The sequence below is a fragment of the Faecalibacterium sp. An121 genome (genome assembly GCF_002160915.1).
Lineage (GTDB): Bacteria > Bacillota > Clostridia > Oscillospirales > Ruminococcaceae > Faecalibacterium > Faecalibacterium avium.
In genome coordinates this window covers 32,144-58,014 of the sequence record NZ_NFLM01000016.1, presented here as the reverse complement: position 1 = coordinate 58,014, position 25,871 = coordinate 32,144, and the positions used below count along the sequence as shown (strand labels likewise).

Annotated in this window: 18 protein-coding genes; 11 read left to right on the top strand and 7 right to left on the bottom strand. The window is 61.7% G+C overall.

Features of this window, described 5'->3' with window-relative positions; translation table 11 throughout:
• Positions 1 to 176: 176 nt before the first annotated feature.
• Entirely contained in the window at positions 177 to 539 is a 363-nt protein-coding gene (locus tag B5E66_RS09465) for a hypothetical protein (RefSeq protein ID WP_087232030.1), read from the bottom strand.
• A 12-nt stretch (positions 540 to 551) separates the two neighbouring features.
• Positions 552 to 851, bottom strand: coding sequence for a hypothetical protein (locus B5E66_RS09460; protein WP_087232027.1), 300 nt, complete (start codon positions 849 to 851; stop codon positions 552 to 554).
• 405 nt (positions 852 to 1,256) lie between these two features.
• On the opposite strand from B5E66_RS09460, the gene B5E66_RS09455 reads away from it, so the two are divergent.
• Positions 1,257 to 2,063, top strand: coding sequence for a helix-turn-helix transcriptional regulator (locus B5E66_RS09455; protein ID WP_087232024.1), 807 nt, complete (start codon positions 1,257 to 1,259; stop codon positions 2,061 to 2,063).
• 84 nt (positions 2,064 to 2,147) lie between these two features.
• On the opposite strand, the gene B5E66_RS09450 is transcribed toward B5E66_RS09455, so the two are convergent.
• Both B5E66_RS09450 and B5E66_RS09445 read right to left on the bottom strand, forming a co-directional pair.
• Positions 2,148 to 4,559 (bottom strand): GH36-type glycosyl hydrolase domain-containing protein, encoded by a 2,412-nt coding sequence (locus tag B5E66_RS09450; RefSeq protein ID WP_087232021.1) that lies wholly within the window; start codon positions 4,557 to 4,559, stop codon positions 2,148 to 2,150.
• A 46-nt stretch (positions 4,560 to 4,605) separates the two neighbouring features.
• Positions 4,606 to 7,308: a GH36-type glycosyl hydrolase domain-containing protein gene (locus B5E66_RS09445; RefSeq protein WP_087232018.1), complete on the bottom strand. Its 2,703-nt coding sequence runs from the start codon at positions 7,306 to 7,308 to the stop codon at positions 4,606 to 4,608.
• A gap of 255 nt (positions 7,309 to 7,563) precedes the next feature.
• Here B5E66_RS09445 and B5E66_RS09440 point away from each other — a divergent pair, with 255 nt between their 5' ends.
• The 4 genes from B5E66_RS09440 to B5E66_RS09425 all read left to right on the top strand — a co-directional run bounded on the left by B5E66_RS09440 (position 7,564) and on the right by B5E66_RS09425 (position 13,378).
• The gene (locus B5E66_RS09440; protein ID WP_087232015.1) at positions 7,564 to 8,973 is read left to right on the top strand and encodes a twin-arginine translocation signal domain-containing protein; all 1,410 of its coding nucleotides are present in this window, start codon (positions 7,564 to 7,566) and stop codon (positions 8,971 to 8,973) included.
• 67 nt (positions 8,974 to 9,040) lie between these two features.
• Positions 9,041 to 9,997 carry a carbohydrate ABC transporter permease gene (locus B5E66_RS09435; RefSeq protein ID WP_087232012.1) on the top strand — a complete coding sequence of 319 codons (957 nt, stop codon included), beginning with the start codon at positions 9,041 to 9,043 and terminating at the stop codon, positions 9,995 to 9,997.
• A complete protein-coding gene (locus tag B5E66_RS09430; protein ID WP_087232009.1) occupies positions 9,994 to 10,839 on the top strand; it encodes a carbohydrate ABC transporter permease in 846 nt (281 codons plus the stop codon). The genes B5E66_RS09435 and B5E66_RS09430 overlap by 4 nt, the downstream gene beginning before the upstream one ends.
• 106 nt (positions 10,840 to 10,945) lie before the next feature.
• Positions 10,946 to 13,378 (top strand): glycoside hydrolase family 3 protein, encoded by a 2,433-nt coding sequence (locus tag B5E66_RS09425; RefSeq protein WP_087232006.1) that lies wholly within the window; start codon positions 10,946 to 10,948, stop codon positions 13,376 to 13,378.
• Between the two features lie 82 nt (positions 13,379 to 13,460).
• Here the strand turns inward: B5E66_RS09425 and B5E66_RS09420 are convergent, their stop codons facing one another.
• Positions 13,461 to 15,713: a carbohydrate binding domain-containing protein gene (locus tag B5E66_RS09420; RefSeq protein WP_242958146.1), complete on the bottom strand. Its 2,253-nt coding sequence runs from the start codon at positions 15,711 to 15,713 to the stop codon at positions 13,461 to 13,463.
• A 413-nt stretch (positions 15,714 to 16,126) separates the two neighbouring features.
• On the opposite strand from B5E66_RS09420, the gene B5E66_RS09415 reads away from it, so the two are divergent.
• The 6 genes from B5E66_RS09415 (at position 16,127) to B5E66_RS09390 (ending at position 23,760) form a co-directional block, all read left to right on the top strand.
• Positions 16,127 to 17,971 carry a sensor histidine kinase gene (locus B5E66_RS09415; protein ID WP_087232000.1) on the top strand — a complete coding sequence of 615 codons (1,845 nt, stop codon included), beginning with the start codon at positions 16,127 to 16,129 and terminating at the stop codon, positions 17,969 to 17,971.
• On the top strand, positions 17,946 to 19,442 hold the full coding sequence (locus B5E66_RS09410; protein WP_087231997.1) for a response regulator transcription factor: 1,497 nt from the start codon (positions 17,946 to 17,948) through the stop codon (positions 19,440 to 19,442). The genes B5E66_RS09415 and B5E66_RS09410 overlap by 26 nt, the downstream gene beginning before the upstream one ends.
• Positions 19,443 to 19,594: 152 nt before the next feature.
• Positions 19,595 to 20,935 (top strand): ABC transporter substrate-binding protein, encoded by a 1,341-nt coding sequence (locus B5E66_RS09405; RefSeq protein WP_087231994.1) that lies wholly within the window; start codon positions 19,595 to 19,597, stop codon positions 20,933 to 20,935.
• 62 nt (positions 20,936 to 20,997) lie between these two features.
• On the top strand, positions 20,998 to 21,888 hold the full coding sequence (locus B5E66_RS09400) for a carbohydrate ABC transporter permease (RefSeq protein ID WP_087231991.1): 891 nt from the start codon (positions 20,998 to 21,000) through the stop codon (positions 21,886 to 21,888).
• A gap of 1 nt (position 21,889) precedes the next feature.
• Positions 21,890 to 22,738, top strand: coding sequence for a carbohydrate ABC transporter permease (locus B5E66_RS09395; RefSeq protein ID WP_242958145.1), 849 nt, complete (start codon positions 21,890 to 21,892; stop codon positions 22,736 to 22,738).
• Positions 22,739 to 22,842: 104 nt separating this feature from the next.
• Positions 22,843 to 23,760, top strand: coding sequence for a glycosyltransferase family A protein (locus tag B5E66_RS09390; RefSeq protein WP_087231988.1), 918 nt, complete (start codon positions 22,843 to 22,845; stop codon positions 23,758 to 23,760).
• A 24-nt stretch (positions 23,761 to 23,784) separates the two neighbouring features.
• Here the strand turns inward: B5E66_RS09390 and B5E66_RS09385 are convergent, their stop codons facing one another.
• Together B5E66_RS09385 and B5E66_RS09380 are read right to left on the bottom strand one after the other, a co-directional pair.
• Positions 23,785 to 25,176: a DUF4832 domain-containing protein gene (locus tag B5E66_RS09385; RefSeq protein WP_143406971.1), complete on the bottom strand. Its 1,392-nt coding sequence runs from the start codon at positions 25,174 to 25,176 to the stop codon at positions 23,785 to 23,787.
• The gene (locus tag B5E66_RS09380; RefSeq protein WP_087231982.1) at positions 25,166 to 25,855 is read right to left on the bottom strand and encodes a DUF4956 domain-containing protein; all 690 of its coding nucleotides are present in this window, start codon (positions 25,853 to 25,855) and stop codon (positions 25,166 to 25,168) included. Before B5E66_RS09380 ends, B5E66_RS09385 begins: the two co-directional genes overlap by 11 nt.
• Between the last annotated feature and the right edge of the window lie 16 nt (positions 25,856 to 25,871).

Genomic DNA, 25,871 nt, shown 5'->3' with positions numbered 1-25,871 from the left:
CGCAAAAGTTCTTTTGTTTTGGTGCGATCAACAACAGAAGGAATATGGTTCTATTCCTCTTTGCCGCCACATCGGATGGGTGTTTTACCCGAGCGCGCAGGTGGTCTCTGGCACCCGCTTGCCCCTTATATCATCTCCCGGTATGGTGCCCCGGGGGTGTTATAAGTAAAGTAAACTTAATTGAAAGCAGCAGCGTCATAGTGCAAGGTAACAGCAATACCCACAATCACGCCATCTTTTTCAACATTAGCATCCTTGCCAACCTGCCAATCAGCCATTGCAACACTGACATCATAGCTGTAAGAATCAGCAAGCTTCACATCTGTATCCACACCGATTTCAGGATAGATAGCCTCCAATTTCTTGGCAATCAAGTTTTTGATTGCTTCATCACCCAGGTTCTGCGCGACAACGTACACATTATAAACTGTGTGGTCATCATTGTCAGCCTCATTTTTCACATAAGCCCATTTCTCATTAATATCTCCAAGATACTCTGCGGTGCCCATTTTAGACTTAGCAGCGTTCAACATCGTCATACCATAGGCGCCTCAGCTATCCTGTAACTGCACCAGATCATTAACGCCAGATGCATCGTTACCTTTGCCCATAATTGCTGCAGCAGCTTTAACAGCATTGTTCAAAGAAACACTATCTACACCGTTAACGTTTTTGACAGTCCTATAAGCGCTCATGTTCAGAATCTCAGCGCTCAGGCCAGCAGAAGTGCCCTGGTCAGCAGGGGGATTCTCGCCACCGTTGTTTCCGTTGCCGCCCTCACCGCAAGCGGTGAGCATGCTGACGGCCATGATGCCGGCCAGCGCCAGAGAAGCAATCTTCTTGAGTTTCATAATGAATTTTTCCTCCTTATGGTGTATAAAAGATAGAGACCCAAAACAGGTTCAAAGGAAGGTCCTTTCCTTTGTGTGCCTATCATAACATACCCCCCCCGGTGTCAAGACCCAATTTTCAATTTTTCTCATTTTTCTTTATTTTCTTTAGTTCATGTGCACTAACTTCGGACGCCGGGGGCTTTCTTGGCAGGCGGGCCTTTCCTGTACGGCCGGGGTGCCAGAGCAGAGAAAACGGATGCTCCCTGTTTTGTTTCGGCCCTTGAGAAAATGCCTCCGGTGTGTTATTATAATTAAGTGGTGGCTCGCCAGAAACGGCATCTGTACGTTTGTACAGTCCCAACATAAACAACACTTGTATGTTACTTTCCTTGAACGGGATCGACTGCAGAAGGGAGCGTATCTATGAGTTACAAAGACGAATGGCTTGTGATCGAAGCCAACGATGACATGGACGAAACAGAGCACCGCGAACCCAGCGAAGAATTCTTGTTTTACCGTGCCGTAGCCAACGGTGAAGTGGACGCAGTGCGCAAGAACTGTGAGCAGGACCGCTTCATGGATCTGGACGGGGTGGGGGTCCTGTCCAAAGATCCGGTCATGAATTTGAAGTATCATTTTGTTGTCACCACCGCCATGGTGACCCGTATGTGCCGGCAGTATGGCATGGAGCTGGAACAGGCCTTCCGGATGAGCGATTTCTACATCCAGAAGCTGGACGACATCCGCACGGTGGATGAGATCAAGCACCTGCACGACGAGATGGTGATGGATTACGCCGAGAAGATGCGCCGCTACCACCACAACAACACCAACTCCAAGCACATCAACGCCTGCAAGGAGTATATCTATTCCCACATCAAAGAGCGGATCACCATCGAGGACCTGGCCGATGTGCTGGGCGTTTCGGCCAGCTATCTGTCCCGCCTGTTCAAAAAGGAGACCGGCATCTCGGTCAGCGCCTATATCCGCAACCGCAAGATCGATATGGCCAAGAATCTGCTGCGGTTCAGCAACGACTCGATGATCGAGATCGCCAACCGGCTGTCTTTCTCGTCCCAAAGCCACTTCATCCAGCAGTTCCGCGAAGTGGTGGGGATGACCCCCAAAAAGTACCGGGACACCTACTATATGATGGAGTGGAACGCCGAACCGTCACGGGGCCGCCGGAGCCGCCGGGCTGCGTCCGCCCCCACAGACCAGCCAAACTGAGATCCGCATAAAAGGAACGCCGCAAAGGCGCAGCCCCAAAGAGGGCGTGCCTTCGCGGCGTTCCTTTTATTGTGCAGACAGATATTAGAGGACAAGCACGATTTGATTTTCTTCCTGCAGCGCATCTGCGGGGATGTAGCTGCTGGAATAGGCAGCGCCATTGACCGTCATGCTGCGGAAACCGGATTCCCGATGGTCCGGGTTCTCCACCCGGATGTGCAGCTTCTTGCCGCGGAAATCCTTGTCCATGGCAAAGCCGTCCCACTCGGCGGGGATGGCCGGGGCCAGGCGGAGGCCGTCCAGGTCGGGCCGCAGGCCCAGGATGCCCTCCACGCAGCCCACCATGACGGTGGACGCGGTGCCGGTCAGCCAGTGGACCTGCGAGCGGCCAAAGTGTTTGCTGGCCGGGCCCTCGGTGAACTGGCCGTAGCAGTAGGGTTCCAGATGGCGGATCTCGGCCCGGTCGTTCTGGGCGGCGGGGGCGTTCTCGGTAAAGTAGCCGAACGCGCGCCGGCCATGGCCGCAGAGGGCCTCCGCCAGGATCAGCCAGCCCTGGGACTGGGAGAAGATGCCGGCGTTCTCTTTGGTGCCGGGGTTGTAGATGACCGCCAGGGCGCCGTCAAAGGCGTGGGCATGGTACGGCGGATCCATCAGGACGGCGCCGTAGGCGGTATTCAGACGCTGGCTGACCCCGTCCATCACCGTCTCACGCTGGCCGGCAGTGGCAAGGCCGCTGATGACGGCCCAGCTCTGGGGGTTGAGCCAGAAGTTTGCTTCGGGGTCGCCGGCCGCGCCGATCCGCTCCCCTGTCTCGGTGTAGCCGCGGATAAAGCGGTCGCCGTCCCAGCAGAGGTCCTGGATCTTGCTCTCGTATTCGGCCAGCTTCCCGTCCAGCCACTGGACGTCCGCTTCGGCCCCGCGATGGGCCGCAAACTGACGCAGGATCCGCATGGCATAATAGAACTGCAGGGCCACGAAGGTGGACTCGCCGTTGGCGCCCAGACGCAGGCAGTCGTTCCAGTCGGCGTACAGGCCGGCAGGCAGGCCGTGGGGGCCCAGGTGATCCAGCGAGAACTGCACGGCGCGCTTCAGGTGCTCATAGACCGTGCCCTCGGACCGGTTGGCAAAGGGGATCACCTCATCCAGGAAAGCGGTGTTGCCGGTCTCGGCCACATATTTGTACACCGTGGGGAACAGCCACAGGGCGTCGTCGGCGCGGTAAGCGGGGTGGCCGGTCTCCTTGACATAGGAGGCGTCGTCCGGGGTATCCTCGTGGCCGGGGTTGTGGGTGAACTTGACCAGGGGGAGCCCGCCGCCGTTGTCCACCTGGGCGGACAGCATGAAGCGGATCTTCTCGCAGGCCATTTCGGGCTCCAGATGGATGATGCCCTGGATATCCTGCACGGTGTCCCGGTAGCCGTAGCCGTTGCGCAGGCCGCAGTAGATGAGGGACGCGGCCCGGGACCACACAAACGTGATGAAGCAGTTGTAGGCGTTCCAGGTGTTCAGCATGGTGTTGAAGGCCGGGTCGGGGGTCTGGACCTGCAGATGGCTGAACCGGCCATACCACTCCGCCTTCAAAGCCTCGATCTCACGGGCAGCCGCGGCGGCGGGGTCGGCATAGTTCTGCAGGATCTCGGCCGCCTCGGCCGAGGGCTTCATCCCCAGCACGAACGCCACCGTCTTCTGCTCGCCGGGGGCCAGCTCCACCACGCAGGACAGGGCGCCGCAGCTGTTCTCGTTGTAGCTGTCGGTGTTGCCCAGGTCCCCGGCAGCGACGCCGGCAGGGTCGCCGTAGTCGTGGTAGGGTCCGAGAAAGACCGACTTGTCCCCGCAGTAGGAGGACACCGGCGCGCCGGCCAGACCGAAGAAACGCTCGGTCACCGTCTTGTCATCCACATCCTCCCCCTGCGCCAGGGCGTCCAGATTGCCGTGGATCTGCTGGGTGACGCGGTTGCCCTCGAACAGGGTGCGGCTGATAAAGAGGGAGTATTGCAGGTTGACCTGGTCCTGCTCGTAGTTGCTGTGATTGGTGAACTCGGCGTAGCCGGTCAGGGTCAGGCTGCGGGGGCGGTCCGACTCGTTGGCCACCGTCAGGGCCCAGACCTCATAGGCCTTGCCCTGGGGCACATAGTAGGCCGCCTCCGAGCGGATGCCGGCATAGCTGGCCTTCATTTTGGTGTAGCCCATGCCGTGGCGACACTCGCTCCGGTAGACGTCCACCGGCTTTGCCACCGGCTGCCAGGAGGCCGACCAGTAGTCGCCGCTGGCGTTGTCCCGCAGATAGAGGTAGCGGCCGGGGCGGTCGAACTGGTTGAACACATAGCGCAGAATGCGCCCGTTTGCGCCCGAGCGGGCAAAGCTGTACCCGCCTGCGTTGTTGGAAATGATGGCGCCATATTCCGGCGAGCCCAGATAGTTGACCCAGGGGGCCGGGGTATCGGGGCGGTCGATCACATATTCACGGGCGGCATCGTCAAAGTATCCGTATCTCATAAAATCGTTTCCTTTTTTTGATCTATCTGTTCCCTGCCTGCTTCGTTCAGCAGAGCGTCACCGTGATACGGTGTTCCGGCGCAGCCGGCAGTGCTTCCACTATGGCCCGGGGGATCAGAAGGCTGCTCGAGCTGCCTGCACACAGCTCTGCGCCGTCACACGCCGCAGCCCCGATCCGGTAGCTGCCATAATCCAGCCTCTCCGGGTTTTCATAGCAGACCGTCAGCCTGCGCCCTGCAAAGGTAACGCTGACCATGGCGCGGCCCTTTTCGTCGAACTGGCCGGCGGTCAGCTTGGGCTCCAGCAGCAGATCCCCGGCTTCGCCGCGCACGCCAAAGACCTGGGTGATCATGGTCATCATGTACCAGCTGGCCGCGCCGGTGAGGTAGTGGTACATCCCCCGGCCGTCGGCGCGGAAGTATTCGGGGATGCCCGGGTAGATGCGGCTGGTGTCGAAATCCAGCGCGGTATCCGCCAGGCTCTTCAGGGCCTTCCAGCCCTCCTGCACGAAGCCCCGGCGGTAAAGCGCGTTGGCATACATCACAGCCATGTGGGAGAAGACCGCGCCGTTTTCCTTTTCACCATAGGCAAAGCCGAACATCCGTCCCAGATCGAACTTCAGTTCGTGGAAATCGGTATTCAGCCGGTAGCCGCCGATCTCCCTGCGATAGAGATAGCGGTCTGCGCTCCGGGTGATCTGGCCGACCTGCGCGTCGGTGGCCACGCCGCCCATGATGGCAAACACCTGCCCTGTCAGCATCATGCGCACGCCGGTGGGGAAGATGCCTTCCACCGCCCGGCCATGGTCATCGTAGTAGCTGTTGTACCAGCCCTGGCCGTCGCCCGCGTCGATCCACTCATGGCCCTGCAGCCATGCGGTCAGCCAGCTGGCCTTCTTTTCCAGGCTGGCGGCCAGATCTTCCAGCCGGACTTCCACCTGCCGGCCGCTGATGGTGTGGCTGCACGCGCCGGCGTACTGCTCCAGCACCCGGTGCTTGGCCTCCACCTGGTCCAGCACCTCGGGCTGGTCGTTCAGCAGCACCAGGGCCTCCTCCAGGATGCGGGCGCTGGCGGCTCCGGTGCTGCGCTGCAGCAGGCGGATCATCCCCGCCAGCTCCCGCAGGTTGCCGGCATAGGCGCAGGTGAAGGCGACGCTCTCGCCCTGCGCGGCGGCCATATCCAGCGCGTCGTTCCAGTCTGCGCCCCGCAGGCGGTAGATGTTGTGCCGGCCCACCTCATAAAATGCGGCCAGCTGCTGGATGAGCAGATGCTCCAGGATGGTGCCTGCATACACCTCCCCGCCGGCCGTGCGCTGCCAGCAGCCCTGCTCGGGCCGGTGTTCGGGATCGATCCGGGTGCCCCGCATGGCCTGTGCGTCCTTGAAATAGGGGGCCTGCCGGTTCAGGATGGCCACGTCGCCGGTCTGGTCTATGTACAGCTTGACGGTCATCTGGGGCCACAGGGCGTGGTCCATCCAGACACGGGCAATGCCGTTGCGGTCTGCGATGAAATTGCCGTCCCCGTCCCCGATGATGGTGGCGTTGGTGCCGTCGATCCGCACGCCGCCGAAGTTCTTCTCGATCATCCGGCCGACCCCGCCGGGGTCCATCAGCAACAGGGAGAGGCAGTCCTGCCAAAGATCGCGCCATCCCCGGCCGCCCCGGCCATAGTCGTGGTGCGGGAGGAAGGAGCAGCCGAACAGCCGCCGCAGGAAGGGCTGGAAGCAGACCCACCGCATCAGGCAGTCAAAATCCGCGTCGCCGGTGGCAAAGCGGACGTTCACCTTCTCCAGCCAGTCGGCCCGGGTGCTCTCCAGCGCGTCCAGGGCCTTTTCCGGTCCGCCGTACTTTTCCCAGACGGCGGCAATATCCGCCTCGCTGTCCTCTACGCCCAGCAGCAGGACATATTCCGCCTTCTGGCCGGGCGCCAGGGTGACGGCCGGGAAGCGGAATGCGCCCATGGCCTCACGGCCTTCCGCCGTGCAGCCGGCCGCAGCGCCGGGGCGCCCTTCCAGGACGGCCCGGGGATGCAGGTAGGTCCCGCCTTCCCCCAAAAAGTCCTCCACGGTGGGGTAAAAGCCCTCCGGCTTCTGCCCGTCGGGGCCGCAGCCCCACACATAATAGATCTTGTGGTTGGGCCGGTGCCCGCGCTCATCAAAGGACATGGTGGGCCGCACCATCACGCCGTTGTCCCCGGTCCAGATGCGGTGCAGCATCGAGGTGACGTTGCGGTGGTCCCGGATGTTGTCCGCGCTGCGGCCATAGATGGGGATGGCCGCGGTGGGGGTCACCCGGCGGGGCTGGTCCGACCGGTTGTGCACACAGACCAGCATGATCTCCACACGGTCCCGCCGGGGGCAGAAGGTGGTGACCGCTGTGTGCAGCCCCATGGCCTGCCAGTCCCGCTCCAGGGTGTGCCACATCAGGCCGGCGGTCACCGCGCTGTCGTCCTGGGCGGGCGTGAAGCGGGCGGCCTCCTGCCCGGCCGAGGCCCCTGCCGCCGAAAAGACTTCGCCTTCCGGCCCTGCCAGCCAGAAATTGCGCACCGAACGGTTGTTGTGAAGGTTCTCCGCGCTGACCGGCTCCAGCAGGAACGTCTCCTGATCCAGCTTGGCGTCGCCGCCCAGATTGGGGGTGACAGAGCTCTTCATCCCGGTCTCCGAGGCAAGCGGGAAGTACAGATAACTGACATTTTCGGGCTTGCTGAGGGTGAAGCTGCCGTCCCCGTCCACAAAGTGCAGATGGTTCAATGATACCTCTCCTTTCCAGTGCAGTATGTTTACCCATATTATATAGGATCCGGACGCAGCCCAAAATCAAAACCGTGTGCAAAAGTGTCAGAATCATGACACATTTTACTCTTATATCCAAAAGCTTGTCAAGGATTTGATATTTTTTATGGAATTGTTATATATTCAGCCGGAAATATTCCGTTATAATACAGTTACAAGACGGGGCTCCCACAAAAAAGCCCCCACTGCACGACCAAAGAGGAGGTACATACTATGAACACAAGCAAAATCAGCCGCCGCTCTTTCCTGAAGGGCGTGGGCGCTGTGGGCACCACCAGTTTGCTGGCCGCCTGCGGCGGCGGTGATTCCACCGCCACATCCGGCGCTGCATCCGGCGCCGGCGCCACGGCCGAGGGCAAGGTCATCAACATCTACAGCTGGAACGACGAGTTCCGCACCCGTCTGGAAGCCGTTTATCCCGAAGTGGAGAGCACCTCGGACGACGGCACCGTGACCACCCTGAAGGACGGCACCGAGATCCACTGGATCATCAACCCCAACCAGGACGGCGTCTATCAGCAGAAGCTGGACGAGGCCCTGCTGAACCAGGCAAGCGCTGCCGCCGACGACAAGGTGGACATCTTCCTGTCCGAGACCGACTACGTCTTTAAGTATACCGACGCCGCTGCCGACGTGGCCATGCCCCTGACCGACCTGGGCATCGACCCCGACACCGACCTGGCCGACCAGTATCCCTTCACCAAGACCACCGCTTCGGACGCCAACGGCGTGCAGCGCGGTTCCACCTGGCAGTGCTGCCCCGGCCTGCTGGTCTACCGCCGCGACATCGCTCTGGACACCTTCGGCACCGACGATCCCGTGGCCATCGGCGAGAAGGTCAAGGACTGGGATACCTTCCGCGCCACCGCCGAGGAACTGAAGGCCAAGGGCTACTATGCACTGGCCTCCTACGCCGACACCTTCCGCTTGTACGGCAACAGCATCAGCCAGCCCTGGGGCGTTGAGGGCTCCGGCACCATCACCGTGGACGCCCAGATCATGAAGTGGGTCACCGACTCCAAGGAGTGGCTGGACGCCGGCTACCTGAACAAGACCGTCAAGGGCCAGTTCAACGACGACTGGAACAAGGCGATGGGCTCCGCCTCCAAGGTGTTCGCTTTCCTGATGCCGGCCTGGGGCATCGACTTCACCCTGGCCCCCAACTGGGACGGCCCCGAGGGTTCCTGGGCTGTCACCAATCCCCCGCAGGAGTACAACTGGGGCGGTTCCTACATCCACGCCTGCCAGGGCACCGATAACCCCGAGCACGTGCGGGACATCATCCTGGCCCTGACCGCCGACAAGGACAACCTGATCAAGATCTCCAAGGATTACCTCGACTTCACCAACACCGTGAGCGGCATGGAAGAAGCCGCCAGCGACGATTCCTTCGCCTCTGCCTTCCTGGGCGGCCAGAATGCCTACGAGTACTTCTCTCCCGTGGCCCAGAACATCGTCATGGCTCCCCTGTCCTCCTATGACCAGGGCTGTGTCGAGCTGATCCAGAACGCCTTCAGCGATTACTTCCAGGGCAACGTTGACTTCGACCGTGCCAAGGAGAACTTCGAGACCTCCATCATGGAGCGCTACCCCGACATCACCACAGTCCAGTGGCCCGACTGACCGGCAGCGCCATCCATCCCGGCCTGAAACCCCATGCCGGTTTTTCCAGAGAAAGGAACGGTGAGTTATGAAGCAACCAAAACGCAAGCACCTGAGTTATGCAAAGTGGGGATACATTTTTATCATCCCGTTCTTTCTGTGCTTTTTCATTTTTTCTCTGATCCCGCTGGTGGATACCATCCGCTACAGCTTTTATGAGTATTACCGCTCCGGCATCAAAGAGATCGGCCCCAACTTCATCGGGCTGCAGAACTACAAGAGCCTCTTTGAGTCCGACCTGCTCAAGTACGCGGGCAACACCCTGCTGCTGTGGCTGATCGGCTTCATCCCTCAGATCGTCATCGCACTGCTGCTGGCCAACTGGTTCACCGATATACGGCTCCGGATCCGCGGCAAGCAGTTCTTCAAGGTGGTCATCTACCTGCCCAACCTGATCATGGCTTCGGCCTTCGCCATGCTGTTCTTCGCCCTGTTCTCCAACAGCGGCCCCATCAACTCGATCCTGATGTCGATGGGCATCACCAAGGAGCCCATCGACTTCATGGGCACGGCGTTTGGCACCCGCAGCCTGGTGGGCCTGATGAACTTCCTGATGTGGTTCGGCAACACCACCATCATGCTGATGGCCGCCATCATGGGCATCAGCCCCGAGATCTTTGAGGCTGCCGAGCTGGACGGCTGTACCAGCGTCAAACGCTTCTTCCGCATCACGCTGCCCCTCATCCGGCCCATCCTGGCCTACACCCTGATCACCTCGATCATCGGCGGCCTGCAGATGTTCGACGTGCCTCAGATCCTGACCAACGGCCAGGGCAGCCCCGACCGTACCTCGATGACCCTGATCATGTTCCTGAACAACCACCTCAAGAGCCGCAACTACGGCATGGCCGGCGCTCTCTCGGTGTTCCTGTTCATCGTCAGCGGCATCCTGTGCTTCATCGTCTACCGTATGACCAACGGCAAGGATGACACTGCGGCCAAGCCTGCCCATACGGCGAAAAAGAAAGGAGGCGCAGAGGTATGAAAAACAGACGCGTCAAAATGGGCGAGACCATCCTTGCCTATGTCGTGCTGGCGATCCTGTCGTTCCTGTGCCTGTTCTTCTTTTACATCCTGATCATCAACTCCACACGTTCCCACGCCGACCTGCAGAAGGGCTTCTCCTGGCTGCCGGGCAACTACTTCTTTGAAAACCTCAAGAACGTGGCCAACGACGGCAGCTTCCCCATGTTCAAGGGCATCCTCAACAGCCTGATCGTTTCCTCGGCGTCGGCGGCACTGTGCACCTACTTCTCGGCTCTGACAGCCTACGGCCTCTACGCCTACAACTTCAAGCTGAAGAAGTTCGCCTTCACCTTCATCATGGGCATCCTGGTCATGCCCACCCAGGTCACCGCCATGGGCTTTCTGCGGCTGATCACCAACATGGGCCTGTACGATACCCTGTGGCCTCTGATCATCCCGTCCATCGCATCCCCCTCCATCTTCTACTTCATGTACAGCTACCTGAAGTCCTCCCTGCCGCTGTCCCTGGTGGAAGCGGCCCGCATCGATGGTTCGGGCGAGTTCCACACCTTCAACCGCATCGTGCTTCCCATCATGAAACCCGCCATCGCGGTGCAGGCCATCTTCAGCTTCGTCGGTTCGTGGAACAACTACTTCGTTCCCGCCCTGATCATCCAGTCCAAGGATAAGATGACGGTGCCTATCCTGATCGCCACGCTGCGCGGTGCAGACTACATGAACTTTGACATGGGCAAGATCTACATGATGATCATGGTGGCCATCGTGCCGATCATCCTCGTTTATCTCCTCCTCTCCAAGTACATCATTGCCGGCATCACGCTGGGCGGTGTAAAGGAATAAGCATTTATCTTTCTCCTTCTTCTACATCACAAACGTTCGGGAAAAGCCGCCATGGTCCAAGCTATGGCGGCTTTTTCTCGGCGGAAGAACACATACGGAGGTCATTATGACACACGCACGCACATACAGCGGCACCCTCATCCAGGAGCCTTCCCTGCGGGAGCAGGAACACAGCCGCCTGGCCCGCCGGGCCGCCGCAGAAGGCATCGTCCTGCTGAAAAACACGGGCACCCTGCCCCTGGATCTCTCGGCCCCGGTGGCGCTGTTCGGCGCCGGCGCCAGCCGGACGGTCAAGGGCGGAATCGGCTCGGGCGACGTCAACAACCGCTCCAACGTCTCCATCTACCAGGGCTTGAAGGACGCAGGGCTGCGCCTGACAAGCGAGGGCTGGATCGAGGACTACGAGGCCCGCTATCATGCGGCCCGCGCCGCCTGGAAACAGAAGGTGCTGGAGGCGGCCAAACAGGTGGACAATCCCTTTGACGCCTATTCGGCCAACCCCTTTGTCCTGCCCCAGGGCCGGCCCATCGTACCCCAGGACGTACAGGGCGCGGCAGCCGTGGTCTATGTCCTGAGCCGGATCGCGGGCGAGGGCAAGGACCGCCGCCTGGAAAAAGGCGACTACTATCTCAGCGACAGCGAGTGGAACGACCTGCGCACCCTGGACCGTCTGGGCCTGCCCATCGTCCTGCTGCTCAACGCCGGCGGCCCCGTGGAGCTGACCGACCTGCTGGACGTGGCGGTGCACATCGAGGCGGTGCTGCAGCTGTCCCAGCTGGGCCAGGAAGGGGGCCATGCCGTGGCAGACGTACTGCTGGGCAAGACCACGCCGGAAGGCAAGCTGACTGCCACCTGGGCCCGGCGCTACACCGACTATCCCTGCGCCGAGCGTTTCAGCTACCTGGACGGCGACCTGGAAAAGGCCGTCTACCAGGAGGGGATCTATGTAGGCTACCGCTACTTTGACAGCTTTGGGGTGCAGCCCCTGTTCCCCTTCGGCTACGGGCTGTCCTACACCGACTTTTCGCTGCGCTTTGCGGGCCTGCGCGTGGGATCGGACGCCATCGAGGTGGACGTGGAGACCGAAAACGCAGGCATCTGCTTCTCCGGCCGGGAAGTGGTGCAGGTCTACATCTCCTGCCCCCAGAACGGCGGCGCCAAGGAACTGCGCCGGCTGGCAGGCTTTGCCAAGACCCGCCTCCTGGCCCCCGAGGAGTGCCAGACCCTGACCATCCGCATCCCCCAAAAACAGCTGGCCGCCTTTGCCCCGCAAAAGCAGGGCTGGGTGGTGGAGCAGGGCCTCTATGGCGTCTGGGTGGGCAACAGCAGCGCCTCGGTGACCCTCTGCGCCCAGATCCGCGTGGACGCCGAAACCCTCATCGAGCGGACCCATCCCATCTGCCCCCTGGACCATTCGCTGGATGAGCTGGGCGCCGCAAACGCCGCCCAAAAGGAAGCGTCCCACCCCGCAGGGCTGCCGGTCTACGGCTTCTGCCCCCAGCCCCAGAGCCTCCCCGAGCGTCCCGCGGCGCCTCTGGCCGAGGGCCCTGTGGAGGAGCTGATCCCCCTGCTGTACGGCAACATCACCAAGGGGACCAGCACCCTGGGTTCGGCCGGCGTCCGGGTGCCCGGCTCGGCCGGCGAGAGCACCGAGGAGCTGGAGGCCAGCCACGGCGTGCCCTCCCTGATCATGGCGGACGGCCCTGCCGGCCTCCGCCTGCGCCAGAGCTACCAGGTGGACCGCGCCTCAGGCCGGGTCTACGGCGTCGGGGTGCTGGGCTCGCTGGAAAACGGCTATCTGGAGACCCCGCCGCAGCATGACAACGCCGACACCTACTATCAGTTCTGCACGGCCTTCCCGGTGGGCACCGCCCTGGCACAGACCTGGGACACCGCCCTCATGGAGGAATTTGGCCGGGCGATCGCCCGCGAGATGGAGGAGTTCGGGGTGGACCTGTGGCTGGCCCCGGGCATGAACATCCAGCGCAACCCCCTGTGCGGACGCAACTTTGAGTACTACGCAGAGGACCCCTTCCTGTCCGGCACACTGGCAGCCGCCGTGACCTGCGGCGTCCAGCAGAGCGGCCGGTGCGGGGTGACCATCAAGCACTTTGCCTGCAACAACCAGGAGGACAACCGGATGGGCGTGGATGTCCAGATCAGCCAGCGGGCCCTCCGGGAGATCTACCTGCGCGGCTTTGAGATCGCCGTCAAGACCGCCGCCCCCGCAGCCATCATGTCCTCCTACAACCGGATCAACGGGGTCTACGCCTCCAACAGCCGCGACCTGTGCACCGTGCTGGCCCGGCAGGAATGGGGCTTCGACGGGGTGATCATGTCGGACTGGAACACCACCGTCCCCGACGACGGCAGCACCCCCTGGAAATGCGCCGCAGCCGGCAACGACATCATCATGCCCGGCAACCCCGACGACGATGCCGACATCCGCAGCGCCTACGCCGGCGGCAGCCTGTCCGAGGAGGACATCCGCACCTGCGCAGGCCGCGTGATGGCGCTGGCCAAAAAGCTGAGAGGCTGATCTTCTCCGGCTCAAATCTTAACCATTCAAAATGCCCCCGGCCTTGCGGCCGGGGGCATTTTGTGTATGTGTGCTCTTAGGATCAGAGGGCGGGGGCCTCGATCTTTTCGAGCAGGATGTTGTCGATGCAGATGCGGTGCTGCTGGCTGATCTGTTCCCCGGCCACGGCGCCCATCGAGATGCTCAGCACGGCTTTCAGGTCGGTGGGATAGGCCATCTGGAACGTGACCGAATAGGTCTGGTAGTCTGCACCCAGCTGGACGATCTTTTCGCCGGAATAGGGCGTCCAGTTGTCATCGGCGGAGCCGTCGCGCTGGATGGCGAACATCAGTTTGCGGTCCAGGTTGGACTTTGCCTGGAAGGACAGCCGATACCACTGCCCCTCCTCCAGCTCCACATTGCTCTGCTTGAGCTGGATCTTCCAGGCCTCGTCGCCGGTGTTGCGGATGGTGATGTCGGCGGCGTTGTCCTCGTTCAGGCTGTCCACCACATAGCTGACATCGGAAGTGGTATAGGCGTACAGCTCATACCCTGCAAAGCCGGCGTTGAAGCTGCCGTTCTTGATCAGGCTGTCCTCCTCGATCCGCACGTTGTCGATGTAGTAGACGCCGGGCTCACGGATGATGAAGGCGATGTCGTTGCAGGCGGGCTCCTTGGCCAGCGAGAGCTTGTACTCATAGGCCGTCTCGCTGCCGTTCATCTCCGCCTTGAAGCTGCGGCCCGCGGCCTGAACGGTGATGTTCTTGCCTGCGGCGCCCTCCGCGTCAAAGCTGAGTGCATAATCCCCTGCCGTCAGGGCCAGGTCTTTCTGATAGACCACCACGGGGTTGAGGATGGAGGTGAAGGGGCCGGCCTCGATCCGCAGCCGGCGGACATTGTTGTCGTTGGTGACGGTGACCTGCGAGCTGCCCAGCTCCCAGACGCTCCAGTAGCCAAGGCGCTTTTCGCCCTCCTGGAATTTGCCGTTGTAGACATAGTTGCCGTCTGCCAGCACCGTCTTTTCCTGCCGGCTCATGTCCTCCTGGCCCACCTTCTTGACGCTGACATTGGCGATGGTGACGCCGGCGGCAGAGCCGGCCGCGCCGAGGTTGAACTCCAGACGGCCATTGGCGTCGTCATCCGCCTCCATGGTGAAGGTGTAGGTATAGGTCTGCTTTTCGGGGGACAGGGCGACGGTGGTATCCTCCAGGTAGCGCTGGTAGGAGCGGTCGGGGGCCGACACGCCCACCTTCATGGTGCGGGGAGCGTCCGCCCATCCGTCAAAGCTGACCTGATAGACGCCGCCCTGTTTCAGGGGCAGGCCGGGCTGCACCAGCTGGACGCTGTAATCCACGGTGCCCTCGTCGGTCGTGGCGATCCGCATGGTGTTGTTCTGGATGGCTGCCTGAGCCTGCCCGCCCAGGGTGGTCAGGAAGATCCAGCCGGACTCGTCCGCCAGGTCCTCGGCCTGGGCGAAGTCGCCGTTGACGATGTAGTTCCCGTTGGCGTCGGGATCGCGCAGGACCACCACCTTCTCGGGACGCTCCACATCCTCATCGTAGCTGTCCTTCTGATAGACGCGGACGTAATCGATGTACATGGCCGCCTGGGCAATGTTGGTCGTCTCGTCCGGGCTGCCGGGCCAGTTGCCGCCCACGGCCAGGTTGAGGATGATGTAGAAGGGCTGGTCAAAGGGAGCGGGATAGGTGATCTCGCCCTGCCCTTCGGTGGCCGAATACCAGTCGTTGGCGGTGTGGATCAGGTTGCCGTCCACATACCAGTTGATGCGGCCCGGCTCCCACTCCACCGCAAAGTTGTGGTACTCGCTGGAGAAGCTGCCGGAAGGCAGCACATAGCTGCCCTGCTGCTCGCTGTGGGGGTTGCCATAGTGGACGGTGCCGTAGGACTTGGTGGTGTCGTTGCCCAGCACCTCCATGATGTCGATCTCACCGCAGCGGGGCCACTGGCCGTACAGGTTCTCGTCGGTGGGCATCATCCAGAAAGCGGGCAGGAAACCCTGGCCTTCCGGCACCTTGACCCGGGCCTCGAACAGGCCGTACTTGAAATCATGCTTGTTCTGGGTGTTGACACGGCCCGACGTATAGGACACCGTGCCGTCGGCATTTTTGATCTCCACCGGCTTGATGACCAGGCTGCCGTCCTGCAGGTAGATGTTCTCCGGCGAGTCCACATAGGCCTGCAGCTCGTTGTTCACCCAGCCGGGATCGTGCAGTTCCACATTCCAGTCCTCCCGGTTGAGGGTGGTGCCGTCGAACTCGTCCTGCCAGCGCAGGGTGTACCCCTCGTAAGACAGGCTGTTTTCTGCCTCGGGGGCAGTGTTGATGGGCTGCTGCATTTCAGCTTGGACCTCCTTGTTTTGGGCGGACACCGGACCGGCCGCCAGAGCCGGCGCCCCAGCGCCGCACATTCCTGTTGCCATTACAGCCGCCATGGCAGCTGCCAGTAACCTTCGTATTCTCATGACCATGCCTCCTTTTTTGGTCTGCTTGAACAGTTCTCTGCTATTCCGGCGCATTTCTGTTCAATTTGTACAATTTATTTTAACAAAACGGAGAATGGTTTTTATACCAAAATTGTGCAGATTCTGTCGTATTCTTGTTCTCATCGGAAAAGCCGTCTTTCCGGCAAGCGCCGCGCCCCTGCAAACCGGCCCGTTTTTTGTTTGGCAGCGCTTGCGAAGCGGCCCGCAAAACCTTATAATCAAAGCGTACGCAGAACCTGTCATACAAGTGGAGAGGTGGAACGCATATGACCGGCCAGAAAAAGCAGGCGGTGCTCAAGCGGTTTTATTTTCGTAATTTCACCATCATGGTCGTCATCCCGCTGCTGGTGGTGTTTATAGGGGCGTTCAGCATCGTGAGCTACCTGATCCGGCAGACGGCGGTGGAAACCATCGACGCCTTCCAGGACAGCGTAGTCTCCGCCCTGGAAAACGATATCCGCACCGCTTCCCTGCAGCTGTCCCACTTCGTATACGCCAACGACGGCGAGTTCCCCGCCATGGCGGCCCAGGTGCATCAGGCGGCCAATGCGGACCAGTATTTCACCTACAGCCAGCAGCTGGACCAGGCGTTCCACACCGCCGTGGTCCCGTCCCAGGACATCCTCAGCGGGATGTTCTATATGAAGGACGGCGGCAGCGTCTATATGGCCGACAAGATCATCCTGCCGGTCGATGCGGTGCAGGCTTCCGGCTGGTACGCCCGGGCGCGCCAGGATCCCAACCAGGTCCAGATCGGCGGCTACGACACCAACCGCGTCCGCCTGACCTACACCGGCCAGCGGCGCAATGTCCTGATCCTGGTGGCGGCGATGGCCCTGGACACCTCCTCGGACAAAAGCGGGCAGATCGACCTGCTGGCCTTCTTCACCTCCACCCAGGCGGGGGATGTGATCCGCAGGGCGCGGGGCCGGGAGGAGCTGGGCCGGACCGTCCTGCTGGACGAGAACGGCCAGGTCCTCTATGGCGATTTCGGCAGTCAGGCGCTGCAGGAATACTTTGCCGCGCACACCGGGATGTTTTCCGCCGACAGCCAGCTCCACCGCGCGCCGCTGCGGGAAAACGGCGGGTCCGCCCTCTTTCTGTTCCGCTCCCGGCCCATCCCCGACACAGGCTGGACCCTGGTCACCTTCATCGAGGAGGCGCAGCTGACCCGGGGGTTCCGGCAGGTGGGCAGCGCCCTGGTGCTGGTGGTGGCGGGGCTGCTGGGGCTGTTCTATCTGTTTTCCCGCCGGTTTTTGAACGCCATTGTCGCCCCCATCCAGACGGTGGCCCAGGGGATGCGCCAGCTGGTCAACAACGACCTGGACATCCAGGTGGAGCCCAGCGGCCACGAGGAGATCCGCGACCTGATGGAATCCTTCAACCAGATGGTCCTGAGCCTGAAAAATATGCTGGCCATCAACGAGGAAGCCCACCGGCGCAAGCACGCCGCCGAGATGCAGGCGCTGCAAAGCCAGATCAACCCCCATTTTATCGTCAATACCCTCAACTCGATCCGGTTCATGGCCCAGGTATCGGGGCACGACGGCATCCGCAGGATGGCCGCCGCCCTCATCAGCATCGTGTCCTGCTCCTTCCGCAGCAACGTCAGCCCCTATACCGTGCGGGAGGAACTGGAAGTGCTGGACAGCTATGTCTATCTGATGCAGATCCGTTACAGCGAGGGGTTCGAGGTCCACTACCAGATCCAGCCGGAGTGCGAGGGCTATCTGCTGCCCCGGCTGATCCTGCAGCCGCTGGTGGAAAACGCCATCACCCACGGCCTGACCGAGATGGACGAGGAGCTGGGCCAGGTCTGGATCTCGGTCTACTGCGAGGGGGACAGCCTCTGCCTGGAGGTGCGGGACAACGGCCAGGGGATGACGCCCGAACAGATCGAGCAGATCCTGCGGGGACGTCCCCGCACCAAAGAGGACAACACCAGCATCGGGCTGGAAAACGTCCTGGCCCGCATCCGGCTGTATTACGGGCCGCTGGCCAAAATGGAAGTGGAGAGCCAGCCGAACGTTTCGACCTGCGTGCGGCTGCGGCTGCCGCTGAACCGCTGCGAAAAGGAGGAAGCACATGATCCGGACACTGATCGTGGATGACGACGCCCTGGTCCGCGCCAACCTGTCCTCCCTGCTGGACTGGGAGAGCTGCGGTTACCACATCGTACACGACTGCATCAACGGGCTGCAGGCCCTGGACTACCTGCGCCTGCACGACGTGGATCTGCTGATCACCGACATCAAGATGCCGGGCATCGGGGGCCTGCAGCTGCTGGAACAGCTGCGGGCCAGCGCGCGGCTGCCGGTATCGGTGGTGCTGTCGGGCTACGACGAATTCGAGCTGGTGCGGGATGCCTTCCGCCTGGGGGCCTACGATTACCTGCTGAAAGCCAACCTGAACGAACACACCCTCCGCCGCCTGCTGGACGACCTGCGGGACAAGGTGTTCCATGAGGCGGCGGCCCCGGGGACCGGCCGGAAGGAGGAGCTTTCCCTCCCGCCGGGGCGGTACATCGCGGCGGCCTTTTCGGTGCAGAACTTCGCCCAGGTGGCCCAGCGCTACGGGGGCGACCTGCGGGAGCGGATGCAGCGGCCCATGCTGGAGCTGGCCCGCCAGATCCCGCGGGTCAGCGCCCGGGCAGCCATCCGGGCGGTGGACCCCTCCTACTATGAGCTGTATTACCAGGCGGCCGACCCCTTCCGGGCCGAAAGCGGGATGGATCTGGCGGTCCGCCAGATCTGCCGGGTCTGGAAAGATATGATGAACCTGGAGGTCTCGGTGGGGATCAGCGGGGTGATCCCCCACACCCAGATCCCCGAGGCGGCGCGCCAGTGCGGGCAGCTGTGCCGCCTGGCTGCCCTGCGCGGCCCGGGAGCGGTGTGCGGCAGCCTGCGCTATGGTTCGCTGGCCCACCGGTGCGAGCAGGAGGCAGCGGCCTGTGCCGGCCTGGTGGAAGCGGTCTGCGGCGGCAGCGGCCGGGACGCCCAGCGCCAGACCTCCCTCTGGTTCGTGGACCTGCGCCGGCAGGAGGGCGAGGCCCACACCGCCCGGTGCGCCGCTTTGCTTCTGGGCCTGGAGCAGAAGCTGCAGCTTTCCGGGCAAAGTCTGGCCGCGGTCCTGCCCGAGCGGCAGGATCTGCTGGACACCCTTCTGGAGATGGATTCTTCCAACGACCGGGAGCTGTGGCTCCAGGGCATCCTGCGGCGGGTGCAGTCCGCCTGCGCCGCGGCATCCCACCAGGAGGCAGACCCCATGGCCCGGGCCAGGGTCTTTATCCAGGACAACCTGATCAACCCGGAGCTCACCCTCAAGACGGTGGCCGACCATGTGGGCTTCAACGAAAAGTATTTCAGCTCCCGCTTTGCCAAAGAATACGGCTGTACCTTCATCAGCTATCTGAACGGTTTGCGGATCGAACGGGCCAGCCAGCTGCTGCTCCAGACGGACATGAAGATCTATGAGGTGTGCGAGGCATCCGGCTACCACAATGTTGAGCACTTTAACCAGGTTTTCAAGAAAAAGATGGGCACAACGCCCAAGCTCTACCGTCAAAGCAAGAAAAACACCTGAAAAAATCTCAAGAAATCAAACGCTTCCTTCTGTTTTCCCGACCCCCGGAACGGTATACTTTTGATAGAAAAAGGGACGGCGAAAACCTGTACACGCCGCCGTCCGCTGACTGTGAAAACGCATCCACTTTGGTACATGGGGAGGAAATCATCATGAAAAAGATCTCACGCCGTTCGTTCCTGCAGGCTGCCGGTGCGGCCGCCGCAGCCATGGGCCTGGCCGCTTGCGGCGGTTCGGGCAGCAGCACCGCCGCTTCGGGCGCGGCCGGCAGCGCCGGAGCCAGCCTCTCGGGCGAGCTGGTCTTTACCATCTGGGACAACAACCTGATGAACTACATCGACGAAAACGACATGGTGGGCAAGTTCCAGGAGAAGTACCCCGACGCCGAGATCGAAGTGGAAAAGATCAAGGACGACACCGAGTACTGGAACGCCATGAAGATGCGCGCCTCGGCCAACCAGCTGCCCGACGTCATGTTCAACAAGCCCTTCACCCTGGCCCGCTTCAAGGACTATCTGCTGGATCTGAGCGACACCGAAGCCGCCAAAAACAACAGCCTGGCCGAGGGCTATGCCGTGGACGGCAAGATCCTGGGCGTGCCCATGACCGCCGGCTACGAATACGTGTACTACTGGAAGGACCTGTTCCAGGAGGCCGGCGTGGAAGTGCCCACCACCTGGCCCGCGCTGCAGGAAGCAGCCAGCGCCCTGCAGGCACACTTCGGCGCATCCGACCCGGACTTCATGGCCATCGCCATGGGCGCCAAGGACGAGTGGCCCGACTATCCCTTCATGGAGTTCATGCCCTCGCTCATCAACGGCAACGGCCAGAACTGGAACGACATGGCCGCCCAGGACGCCCCCTTTGCCGACGGCACCGACATCAACGTCGCCTACCACCGCATTTATGACCTGTTCACCAGCGGCGTCTTTGGCAAGGACCCCCTGGGCCTGAGCAAAGACCAGGCCACCACCCTGTTCACCCAGAAGCGGGCCGCTATCACGGCTCTGGGCGACTGGGGCCTGCAGGACATCATGAACGGCGCCGAGAACGTGGACCAGCTGGGCACCTTCTACCTGCCCGTCCGGATGACCGAGGACGAGCCTTTCCGCTACATCGTCCAGGGCGACAGCTTTATGGGCGTGACCACCCACTCCAAGAACCCCGAGCTGGCCAAAGCCTTTGTGGAGTGGTTCTACAGCGAGGACTGGTATCCCGGCTACCTCGACTACATCACCAGCGCTTCCTCCATGACCAACTTCCCCAAAGAGAAGGACCCCATCCAGGCTGAGTCCGACACCGCCCAGCCCGATGCCGAGATGGTCCTGTACGGCGGCGCCGGCGACGACTTCACCGCCATCCAGAACGAGATCGCCTTCGACTACAAGAAACTGGGCGCCCAGATGTTCACCGAAGGGTTCGACCTGGACGCCACTCTGGCCGACCTGGACGCCAAGTGGGCAGCGGCCCGCTCCAAGTTGGGCATCCAGTAACCGCTCATTCGTCCGAGGGGCCGCTGCAAAGCGGCTCCTTTTCTTGAAAAGGAGGGTCTTTCATGCATACGCTTGCCAAACAGCGGCGCATTTTTATCCTGATCTCGCTGGCGGTGCCGGTGCTTCTGCTGGTGGGGTTCGTCGTTTTCCCGGCCGTGGATCTGTTCCGGATGAGCTTCACCGACTGGGACGGCCTGTCGCCCACCAGCAACTTCATCTGGTTTGAAAACTACATCGATATGTTCCACAACCCCGACCTGTGGCAGAGCCTGCGCAACAACGCCGTCTATTTCTTTGCCCACCTTCTGATGATCCCGGTGGAGCTGGCCTTCGCCGTTCTGCTCAACTCCAAACTGCGGGGCGCCAAATTTTACAAGACCATGGTCTTTATGCCCTATATCATCAACGGCGTGGCCATTTCCTATGCCTTCTCCTATTTCTTCTCCCCCATCAACGGCGCGTTCGACTCCATCCTGGAAGCGCTCAAGCTGGGGATGCTGAGCCAGAGCTGGCTGTCCGACCCCAAGATCGTCAATTTTGTGCTGGCTTTCGTCTCTCTGTGGCGCTACTCGGGCTACCACATCGTGCTGTTTCTGGCGGCGCTGCAGTCGGTCTCCAGGGACATCCAGGAGGCGGCCATCATCGACGGCGCCAACACCTGGCAGATGTTCCGCTACATCCAGATCCCTTCCATCATGCTGATGGTGGACTTTGTCCTGTTTGACAACATCCGCGGCGCGCTGCAGGTGTTCGATATCCCCTTCGTCATGACCTCGGGCGGCCCGGGCTACGCCTCCAGCACCTTCACCCTCTACACCATCAAAACCGCCTTTACCTTCTCCGACTTCGGCCTGGCTTCCACCATGGCGGTGGCCATCATGGTCCTGATCATCGTGATCTATCTGGTGCAGAACAAGATCATCCACGGCGTGATCTTAAAGGAGGACAAATAATATGCTCAACCAACGCAGTCCCCGCGCCATCATGGCGCAGATCATCAAACAGATCATCTGCATCGGCATGACCCTGGTGGTCATTCTGCCCATCCTGCTGACCGTCTTTGCCGCCCTCAAGACCCGCGGCGACATGGTCAACACCTCTCCCCTGCTGCTGCCGCCTTTGGACCGCATCACTTTGGAAAACTTCGAGACGGTCCTCGGCAACAAATACCTCTGGATCGGCTTCAAAAACACCCTCATCATCCTGGCGGTCAGCCTGATCTTCAACGTGCTGCTGGGCACCATTACAGCCTATATCATCGAGCGGTTCAACTTCCGGGGCAAAAAGATCGTGGTCGGCCTGTTCTTTGCCGGGATGCTGGTGCCCACCTTCGTCACCGAGATCGCCCGCTTCAAGATCATCAACAGCCTGGGCCTGTACAACACCCTGGGCGCCCCCATTGTGATCTACATTGCCTCCGACCTGATGCAGCTGTATATTTACCGGCAGTTCATCTCCACCATCCCCCAGGCCCTGGATGAGAGCGCCCTGCTGGACGGCTGCAACTACTTCCAGCTGTTCGGGCGGATCATCTTCCCGCTGCTGGCCCCTGCCACGGCGACGGTGGTCATCATCAAAGCCATCACCATCATCAACGATATGTACATCCCCTATCTGTACATGCCCAAAAACAAACTGCGGACCCTGACCACCTTCCTGATGGACTACGCCAACGCCCAGCAAGGTTCCTGGCAGAGCCTGGCGGCCGGCATCGTCATCATCATGCTGCCCACCATCCTCATCTACGTTTTCTTCCAGCGCTATATCCTGGCGGGCGTCGCTGCCGGCGCCGTCAAGGAATAAGCTGCGATCCTTTCTTCTCTTTTCTTCTCTCCGCGCCAAAACCCGGGCCTTTGCGGCCCGGGTCTTGGCGTTTGGAAACGATACAAAACAGGAGGGTCATTCCTATGAACACAGCACAGCAGTCAGCCGCCGTGGAGGCGGTGGTCACCAGCTACAATCAGGGTCCTCTCATCCTGGAAGCCCTGGATTCCCTGTACCGTCAGACGGTGCGGCCGGCCCGCATCCTTCTGGTGGACGACGGCTCGACCGACCCGGCCTCCCTTGCCATACTGGCCGGGATCGAAGCGGGCCCCGCGCCGGTGCCGGTCCAGGTGATCCGGCGGCCCAACGGCGGCGTCTCGGCCGCCCGAAACACCGGCATCCGCGCCGCCCGGGCCGGCCTGGTACTGGTTCTGGACGGGGATGACCGGCTGCGCCCCGCCTTCCTTGAAAAAACCAGCGCGCTGCTGGCCGCCCGCCCTGCCATGACGGCGGCCTCCTCCTGGGTGCATACCTTCGGGGTGCTGGACGCCGTGGTCCGCCCCAGCGGCGGCGGCCTGACCGCCTTTCTTTCCCGCAACAGCTGTCCCGCCACCCATCTGCTGCGGCGCAGCGCCTGGGAACAGTGCGGCGGCTATGACGAGACCATGCGGTCCGGCTTTGAGGACTGGGAGTTTTTCCTCCGCCTGCTGGAGACCCGGCCGGACGCCCAAATCGGCATCGTGCCGGAGCCGCTGCTGGAATACCGCACCGCCCCCGCCTCCTCCAACATCCAGAGCATGGACAAGCGGCTTTCCCTGATGCGCTTTATCATCGAAAAGCACCTGCCCAGCTACCAGGCCCATCTGGCGGATGCGCTGCTGGGGCTGGAGGCGGCTTCCATCCAGCGTCTCAGCGGCTGGGAGGCCGAGATCCGGCAGAGCCTGCAAGACAGACAGCCCCTGAGCGATGCCTCCCAGGACTTTCTTGCCCACCCCTCCTATGGGGACGGCGGCATGGCCGCAGCGGTACGGCTGCGGTCAGAGATACCGGACAACGCATAAAGGGTATGTCCGCCCTATTTGGGCTCAGTAACGTTTTTCAAAGGCGGCCAGCTGGTAGAGACAAGGCTCCGTCTCGCCGCTGTTGGCAAGACGGATGCCCGGCTGGCCGGTGATGGGGTCCACTATGCCCAGCTGCAAGCTGTAATGGCCGGGGGGCAGACTGCCGCTGCCAGCAAAGGTGTAGCTGAGTGTATTCGTCCCGGGCAGCCATTCGGTGATGCGCCCGTCCACCATTTCCTGCCGGAGGACGGCGCCGCCCGGGTCCACCAGACGCAGGCACAGCGGCCAGTTTTCGTAGATGGGGGCCACCCCCATGTTCTCGACGGTGAGGGTCACGTTCAGGTCGGGCGCGTTGGCCCACTGGCGCACCTGCACCTGAGTGACCGCAAAGCAATAGCCCAGCTCCTGGCTCAGGGCATTCACCCGGGCGGCGGCAAGGTCTCGCTGCTCGGGGGGCAGGTCGGCCAGGGTCTCGCTGCCAAAACAGCGCGGACCGATCCAGCTGGTGTGACTGCTGCGGATGTACTCCAGAGTGGCCTCGTAGTCCTCCAGTACATAGGCCCACACATCCCGGTCGGTGGCAAATTCCCCGCCGGAAGCGCCATTGTGCCAGAAGTCCGGCATCCCGTCCAGCTGTTCCCCGTTTTCACTGGAGCGATAGCCATCGGCGATCCAGCCCAGCCATTCCTGGTGGGAGCCCGCCTGGGCGAAGGCATCGTTGTACAGTCCCAGCCCCAGTTCGGCGCCGATCCCGTAGGGCCGCCGCAGCATCAGCTGTTTGTGAGGGAAGGCCGCCCGGTACTGCTCTACATAGCAGTCGGTGACCTCCTGCGAAGGGAAGGGGTCAATCCCCGCCTCCTCGTCCACATGCCACTCGCCCCAGTGCCCCAGGCTGCCCAGCTGGATGTAGGCGACATAGGGATCGTGGTCGTAGCGCTGGCCCAGCGCTTCCAGCAGTCTGCCGTGGGCCTCCAGAAAGGCCGGGTCCCGGTAATCGGGCGAGCAGCCGCTGCCATACTCTCCCTCATACCAGGTGCCGCCGGTCTCCTCGTACAGCCAGTCGGGGATATCCAGGTGGGGTTCCTTCCCGGGGTAGTCGCAGACCACCCGCAGCACAAGCCGGACACCCTGGCGGCGCAGCTGGTCGATCTGGTGGGCCCGCTCCATCTGGTCGAAGGCATAGACTCCCTGTTCCGGCTCCAGTTCCCGCCAGGAGACCGACACAAAGGCCAGGGTCGAATCAAAATCCTCCCGCTGGTTGCCGTTCCAGGGGGCCCAGCCCTTCAGGGGGTTGGTCACCGGCTTTTCCGCCGGCGCCAGGGTGAAAGTTTCCTGGTGCAGGGAGCCGCTCCCGGTGCAGGCCAGACAGCACAGGGCCAGCGCCAGCACCGCCGCCAACCGTCCCTTACGTCTCATAGCTGCCCCGGTACTGCACCAGCGTCACATCCCGGACCCCCTTCACCGAGGAGACGCTGTCGGCAAGGTTGACATTGTCGTTTTTCAGGATGACCTCGATGGTCAGCTCGGCGCTGTCCCCCCGGATGATCTTGGAGCGCACGCTGTTCTTGTGCTTGGCCAGCCGGCGGCGGACCTCCTCGTCGGCGTGGGTAGCCGGGTCGTAGTTGACTACCAGCATATAGGTGTGATCGGAGGACTGCAGCTGCCGCAGGGCCGCAAAGGTCACCGCCACAAACAGAAAGGCCAGAGCCGCTATGTAGTAGTAGGTGGCCCCCACCGCAATGCCGGTGGTGATGGCCCAGAACAGGAACATCAGGTCCATAGGGCTTTTGACGGCGGTGCGGTAGCGCACGATGCTCAGCGCGCCCACCATGCCCAGGGACAGCATCACGTTGGAACTGATGGTCACAATGATCACTGCGGTGAGGATGGTCATGACCACCAGAGAAATGTTGAAGGAATGGTCGTACACCACCCCGATGAAGCAGTGGCGGTACACCAAAAAGATCCCCAGCCCCAGCAGCAGGGACACGGCCAGCACTGTGACAAGGCTCCAGGGGTCGATGGTTTCGGGGAACATGTTCAGGAAAGAATTTCGGAACATATCCCCAAAGGTCATACGGGTCGTTTCTGTCATGATTTCACTCCTCTGA